Source organism: Rhodopila globiformis, assembly GCF_002937115.1.
In the GTDB taxonomy this organism is placed as follows: Bacteria; Pseudomonadota; Alphaproteobacteria; order Acetobacterales; family Acetobacteraceae; genus Rhodopila; species Rhodopila globiformis.
This window is the reverse complement of sequence record NZ_NHRY01000053.1, coordinates 26334-32554: the sequence shown is the minus strand read 5'-3', so window position 1 is coordinate 32554 and position 6221 is coordinate 26334. Positions and strand designations below refer to the sequence as shown.

General features: G+C 64.9%; 10 protein-coding genes. 7 read left to right on the top strand and 3 right to left on the bottom strand.

The genetic code is table 11. The features are described from left to right. The 3 genes from CCS01_RS04400 to CCS01_RS04390 form a co-directional block, all read right to left on the bottom strand. A partial coding sequence (locus tag CCS01_RS04400) for a transposase (RefSeq protein WP_146101560.1) occupies nucleotides 1-235 on the bottom strand: 235 nt, incomplete at its 3' end. A gap of 754 nt (nucleotides 236-989) precedes the next feature. Further along, nucleotides 990-1385, bottom strand: a complete 396-nt coding sequence (locus tag CCS01_RS04395) for a type II toxin-antitoxin system VapC family toxin (RefSeq protein ID WP_104517610.1) — start codon at nucleotides 1383-1385, stop codon at nucleotides 990-992. Continuing rightward, a complete protein-coding gene (locus CCS01_RS04390) occupies nucleotides 1382-1633 on the bottom strand; it encodes an AbrB/MazE/SpoVT family DNA-binding domain-containing protein (RefSeq protein ID WP_104517609.1) in 252 nt (83 codons plus the stop codon). Before CCS01_RS04390 ends, CCS01_RS04395 begins: the two co-directional genes overlap by 4 nt. Before the next feature lie 361 nt (nucleotides 1634-1994). On the opposite strand from CCS01_RS04390, the gene rpsL reads away from it, so the two are divergent. From rpsL to CCS01_RS04355, 7 genes are all read left to right on the top strand, one after another. Continuing rightward, the gene (gene rpsL / locus CCS01_RS04385) at nucleotides 1995-2366 is read left to right on the top strand and encodes a 30S ribosomal protein S12 (protein WP_104517608.1); all 372 of its coding nucleotides are present in this window, start codon (nucleotides 1995-1997) and stop codon (nucleotides 2364-2366) included. A gap of 12 nt (nucleotides 2367-2378) precedes the next feature. After that, complete coding sequence (gene rpsG / locus CCS01_RS04380; RefSeq protein ID WP_104517607.1) at nucleotides 2379-2855, top strand: 30S ribosomal protein S7; 477 nt, start codon at nucleotides 2379-2381, stop codon at nucleotides 2853-2855. A gap of 49 nt (nucleotides 2856-2904) precedes the next feature. Next, the gene (gene tuf / locus CCS01_RS04375) at nucleotides 2905-4095 is read left to right on the top strand and encodes an elongation factor Tu (protein ID WP_104517606.1); all 1191 of its coding nucleotides are present in this window, start codon (nucleotides 2905-2907) and stop codon (nucleotides 4093-4095) included. Nucleotides 4096-4183: 88 nt separating this feature from the next. Continuing rightward, a complete protein-coding gene (gene rpsJ, locus CCS01_RS04370) occupies nucleotides 4184-4492 on the top strand; it encodes a 30S ribosomal protein S10 (protein ID WP_104517605.1) in 309 nt (102 codons plus the stop codon). 28 nt (nucleotides 4493-4520) lie between these two features. Continuing rightward, nucleotides 4521-5222, top strand: a complete 702-nt coding sequence (rplC, locus tag CCS01_RS04365; protein WP_104517613.1) for a 50S ribosomal protein L3 — start codon at nucleotides 4521-4523, stop codon at nucleotides 5220-5222. A gap of 11 nt (nucleotides 5223-5233) precedes the next feature. Next, nucleotides 5234-5893: a 50S ribosomal protein L4 gene (gene rplD, locus CCS01_RS04360; RefSeq protein WP_104517604.1), complete on the top strand. Its 660-nt coding sequence runs from the start codon at nucleotides 5234-5236 to the stop codon at nucleotides 5891-5893. 20 nt (nucleotides 5894-5913) lie between these two features. Then, the gene (locus CCS01_RS04355) at nucleotides 5914-6210 is read left to right on the top strand and encodes a 50S ribosomal protein L23 (RefSeq protein ID WP_193540101.1); all 297 of its coding nucleotides are present in this window, start codon (nucleotides 5914-5916) and stop codon (nucleotides 6208-6210) included. The last annotated feature ends 11 nt before the right edge of the window (nucleotides 6211-6221 follow it).

The window sequence follows — 6221 nt, the reverse complement described above, 5'->3', positions numbered from 1 at the left end:
CGGCCTGCGCCACCACATGGTGCAGCGACTGGTGTTTGGCCTGCACATGCGCCGGATCGAGCCGTGCGGCCATCGGCTCGATGCTCTTGCGCTCGCCGGGCAGCAGCAGACCGGTGCAGTAGGCCCGCGCCGAGGCGGCGCGGCGGGCATGTCCCAGTCCTCCGACAATCGCATCCAGATACGCCTCCAATCGGGCCTCACCCGTCAGCGGCAGTCTCGCTCCTTCCTGATACATGGACCCCTATATGGGGTGGCTATAGTCAATAGCTAGAGGATAGTGACACAGTAAAAATAGGGACCTGACCGACCGTATGATCGGGGTGACGCATCGCAGCATCGGTGCAGGCCTGCCCAGCCCTCTACAGGCCGCGTGCCTGAAGGAGGGATTGCGCTTCTTCGTCTGATACGGTTCCCGGGAAACAGTGTTGGTTTCGACACTCTTCAGGCCAACACGTCAGGCCAGCGCAGGCCGCACCAACAGTCGCGGGAAGACCGCCAGAGATTCCCGGGTACCGTATGACAGGCCGCCACCCGGCGGGACGGCGGCAGTGCCCGGCCTCACCATAATGACGGCTGGGCCATACCAGCCGCGATTGCGGAACGACAACGCGTGTCTAAAATCCGGGAAATTGGATGATGAAGCCGAAACAAAAAAGACAGTTGCTCTGCGCTTTCTCCTATGAAAATGCGGACCAGCAGGCGCGATCGTCTCTCTATCGTCATGGCCGGGCGTGTCCCGGCCATCTGCGCACAGGCGGCGGGGGGTGGATGGCCGGGACATGCCCGGCCATGACGGAGAGGCAACAGCCTTTCGCCCATTTTCCGCCATCGCGGTGCCGGCGCGCCGGCTGGCTAACTCCATGTTGAAAATCCCGCGGCAAAGCCGCTCCAAGCAGTGCCAAGGTGGCACAAGGCCGACGCAAGCAAAAAACGGCGCAAGCGAGTCCCAGGGAAGGCCAGGCACCACCACGACTATCATCCAAAGTGCGCTACAGCACCCGCGTCGTCCGTCCCATCGCCTGAAGCCGCGTCACGGCGCGCCGGTCGAACGTGACGAACACGTCGCCGCCGAGACCGGCGCCCTCATGCGCGATGACGCCATCGGCGAAATCCCCGCCCGCATCAAGCATCGCCAGGCCCGCCTCCACGACCGGGCGGTCCGTTTTCACGGTTCCGGCCGCCAGCAGCGCCCGAATCGCCTCGCCCACCTCGGCCGGCTTGAACCTGTAAACCTTGCGCAGGACCCAGACGAACTCGCACAGGCTGGATGGCGCCACCGCAATCAGTTCCGCCTCGGTCAGCAGCGCGGCGGCCCGATCGGCCTGGGCGTCGTCGTCCCGCACCACCGCCCGCACCAGCACGCTCGTATCGGCGCTGACCTTCACGAGCGGCCGGCCCAGCCGTCTTCGATCGCCGATTCGATTTCCTCAAGCGTCGCGACCTTGCCGGTGCGGCCGGCCAGCAGACCGAGGAATCCGTCGATCGAACCGGCTGGCCGCGCGGCCCGCAACCCGACCTGGCCACCCGGCAGCAGCTCAAGCTCAATCTTGTCGCCCGGCCTGATCCCGAGATGCCGTAGCACCTCTTTCCGCAGCGTTACCTGTCCCCGCTCCGTCACGGTCAGCGTCGTCATGGCCCGCTCCGCTGTGTCGCCGCCAGTGGAGGTAATGTAAAATCGCATTATTCGCAAGCGAACGGCTCTGCACGATCCCGGTGCCGGCACGCGATTGCACGTGGGATAACCGCTTGACTCGCCGGAAGCCTGCTTCTAGGTATCGCGCCCTCGACTGACCCTGGGTTGACCGGATGGGGCGGTCGTTGGTTCGCAGGCAAACGACGCATGCGGTGCCGCCCGTTTTCAGAATGGGCCTAGGCCGCCTGTATTCGACACCCCGCAGGTTGGGACTTTCTCCCAGGCCGGCGGGTTTGGTCTGTTAACAACGATCGAACCGCGCGCCCCGGGCGAAGCGCGAACGGAAAAGAGAAAGAGGTCCATGCCGACCATCAACCAGCTTATCGCCCACGGGCGCGAGCGGCCGAAGTCCCGGAACTCGGTTCCGGCGCTGCAGGGGTGCCCCCAGAAGCGCGGCGTTTGCACGCGCGTGTACACAACCACCCCGAAGAAGCCGAACTCCGCGCTGCGTAAGGTCGCCAAGGTGCGCCTGACGAACGGCTATGAGGTTGTGAGCTACATCCCGGGCGAGGGCCACAATCTGCAGGAGCACTCGGTGGTGCTGATCCGCGGCGGCCGCGTGAAGGACCTTCCGGGCGTTCGCTATCACATCCTGCGTGGCGTTCTGGATACCCAGGGCATCGCCAAGCGCCGTCAGCGCCGGTCGCTGTATGGCGCGAAGCGGCCGAAGTAAGGGGTCGATCGCATGTCCCGTCGCCACCGCGCCGACAAGCGCGAAATCCTGCCGGACGCCAAGTTCGGCGACATCGTCATCAGCCGTTTCATGAACGCGCTGATGTATGATGGTAAGAAGTCCGCGGCCGAAAGCATTGTCTACAGTGCCCTCGACGTCCTGAAGCGTCGCGGCGGTGCCCAGGCCGATCCAGTGCGCATGTTCCATGAGGCTTTGGACAACGTGAAGCCTGCCGTGGAAGTGCGTTCACGGCGCGTCGGCGGTGCCACCTACCAGGTGCCCGTCGAAGTTCGGGCCGAGCGCCGCCAGGCTTTGGCGATCCGCTGGATCATCGACGCCGCCCGCAAGCGCGGCGAGCACACGATGCAAGAGCGGCTTTCCAACGAGCTGAACGACGCGGTCAACAACCGCGGGTCAGCCGTCAAGAAGCGCGAGGACACCCATCGGATGGCCGAGGCCAACAAGGCCTTCAGCCACTACCGCTGGTAGGCAACGGTTATAACCTTACAGATCTGTCGCTGGATCTACGGAGAGTAAGATGGCTAAGGCGAAATTCGAGCGGACCAAGCCACACTGCAATATCGGCACGATCGGCCACGTCGACCATGGCAAGACGTCACTGACCGCGGCCATCACCAAGGTGCTGGCTGAAACCGGCGGCGCCACCTTCACCGCCTACGACCAGATCGACAAGGCACCGGAAGAGAAGGCGCGCGGCATCACCATCTCCACCGCCCACGTGGAGTATGAAACCAAGAACCGCCACTACGCCCACGTCGACTGCCCCGGCCACGCCGACTACGTGAAGAACATGATCACCGGCGCCGCGCAGATGGACGGCGCGATCCTGGTCGTGTCCGCCGCCGACGGCCCGATGCCGCAGACCCGGGAGCACATCCTGCTCGCCCGCCAGGTCGGCGTGCCCGCGCTGGTCGTGTTCCTCAACAAGTGCGACATGGTCGACGACCCGGAACTGCTCGAGCTGGTCGAGATGGAAGTGCGCGAGCTTCTGTCCTCCTACCAGTTCCCCGGCGACGACATCCCGATCATCCACGGCTCGGCGCTGTGCGCCCTGGAAGGCACCCGGCCGGAACTCGGCCATGAGGCCATCCTGAAGCTGATGGATGCGGTCGACGCCTACATCCCGCAGCCGGAGCGCGCCACCGACCGTCCGTTCCTGATGCCGATCGAAGACGTGTTCTCGATCTCGGGCCGCGGCACCGTGGTGACCGGCCGCGTCGAGCGTGGCATCATCAAGGTTGGCGAGGAAGTCGAGATCGTCGGCATCCGCCCGACCACCAAGACCGTCGTGACCGGCGTCGAGATGTTCCGCAAGCTGCTCGACCAGGGCCAGGCCGGCGACAACATCGGCGCCCTGCTGCGCGGCACCAAGCGTGAAGACGTCGAGCGCGGCCAGGTTCTGGCGAAGCCCGGCTCGATCACGCCGCACACCAACTTCAAGGCCGAAGCCTACATCCTGACCAAGGAAGAAGGCGGCCGTCACACCCCGTTCTTCACCAACTACCGTCCGCAGTTCTACTTCCGCACGACCGACGTGACGGGCGTGGTGCAGCTGCCGGAAGGCACGGAAATGGTGATGCCGGGCGACAACGTGTCGATGACGGTCGAGCTGATCGCCCCGATCGCCATGGATGAAGGCCTGCGCTTTGCGATCCGCGAAGGTGGCCGCACCGTCGGCGCCGGCGTGGTCGCCAGCATCCAGAAGTAAGCAGCGGAACAACGCCGGCGCCGCGCCCGTTCATGACGGACGGGCAGGCGCCGGCTCTCGTTTCGGCGGGAATTACAAAGAGCGAACGATGGACAATCAGAATATCCGCATCCGCCTTCGGGCCTACGATCACCGCGTGCTGGACAACAGCACGAAGGAGATCGTGAACACGGCCAAGCGCACGGGTGCCCGGGTTCGCGGACCGATCCCGCTGCCGACCCATATCGAGCGTTTCACGGTCAACCGCTCTCCGCACGTCGACAAGAAAAGCCGCGAGCAGTTCGAAATCCGGACCCATCGCCGCCTGCTCGACATCGTGGAGCCGACGCCGCAGACGGTGGACGCGCTGATGAAGCTCGACCTCGCCGCCGGCGTGGACGTTGAGATCAAGATCTAAGACCATGCCCGCATCATCCCCTCAGCCCCTGCGCACCGGTCTGCTGGCCAAGAAGCTTGGCATGACCCGGATTTTCAAGGACGACGGCACCCACGTGCCGGTCACCGTGCTGCACCTCGACAATGTTCAGGTCGTCGCCGCGCGGACCCAGGAAAAGGACGGCTACACTGCCGTGCAGATCGGCTACGGCAAGGCCAAGGTAAAGAACGTCACCAAACCGCAGCGCGGCCACTTCGCCAAGGCGAAGGTGGAGCCAAAGAAGAAGCTGGTGGAGTTCCGCGTGGCCGAGGATGCTCTGCTGGAACCGGGCGCTACTCTGTCGGCCGCACATTTCATGGTCGGCCAGAAGGTCGACGTCTGCGGCACCTCGAAGGGCAAGGGCTTCGCCGGCGGCATGAAGCGCTGGAACTTCGGCGGCCTCGAGGCGTCGCACGGCGTTTCGATCAGCCACCGGTCACTGGGTTCGACGGGTAACCGGCAGGATCCCGGCAAGACCTTCAAGAACAAGAAGATGGCCGGTCACCTCGGCGTCGAGCGGATCACCACCCTGAACCTGGAAGTGGCGGCCGTCGATGCGGACAAGGGCCTGCTGATGATCAAGGGGGCGGTCCCCGGCGCGAAGGATGGGTACGTGCTGGTGCGCGATGCCATCAAGCGCGCCCGTCCGGCCGAGGCGGCCTATCCGGCGGCCCTGGCCGCATCCTCCGCAGAAACGCCGGCCGCGGGCTGAGGAACAGGCAGATGCAAGTCGATATCATCACATTGGAGCAAGGCTCCGCCGGCAGCGCTGAGCTGCCGGACGAAATTTTCAAGGCCACGCCGCGCCAGGACATCATGGCCCGCGTCGTGCACTGGCAGCTCGCCAAGCGCCGCGCCGGCACCCACAAGGTGAAGGGTGTGGCTGAGGTTTCCGGCACGACCAAGAAGCCGTACAAGCAGAAGGGCACCGGCAACGCCCGCCAGGGCAGCCTGCGCTCCGTGCAGTTCCGCACCGGCGGCGTGGCGCATGGTCCGGTCGTGCGTTCGCATGAGTACAGCCTGAACAAGAAGGTCCGCCGCCTGGGCCTGATCTCGGCGCTGTCGCACAAGCTGGCCGAGAACAAGCTGGTGGTGCTGGACGCCGCCAAGTCCTCGGTGAAGACCGCCGACCTGGCGAAGAAGATCAAGGCGCTGGGCTGGTCGTCCGCGCTGATCATCGACGGCACGGTCGATCCGGACTTCCTGCGCGCCGCCCGCAACATCCCCAAGGTGGATGTGCTGCCGACGATCGGGGCCAATGTCTATGACATCCTGAACCACGATGTGCTGGCGATCACCACGGCAGGGCTGGAAGGCCTGAAGGCGCGCCTCAATCCGGCCGCCGCCAACGCCGCAGAAACTGGCGCGGGAGAAGCCGCATGACCGCCGCCCTGAAGAAGCCTCTGTCGCGGGAGGCGATGTACACCATCATCCGGTCGCCGCTGATCACCGAGAAGATGACGCTGCTGTCCGAGCAGAATCAGTTTGGCTTCAAGGTTTCGCTCGACGCGACCAAGCCGCAGATCGCCGCGGCGATCGAGGGGCTGTTCAACGTCAAGGTCGTGAAGGTGAACACGCTGGTCGTGAAGGGCAAGACCAAGCGCTTCAAGGGACGGCCCGGCGTCCGCTCGGACGTCAAGAAAGCCATCGTGACCCTGGCCCCGGGCCAGTCGATCGATTTCACCACTGGCCTCGCATAAGGCACGCGGAA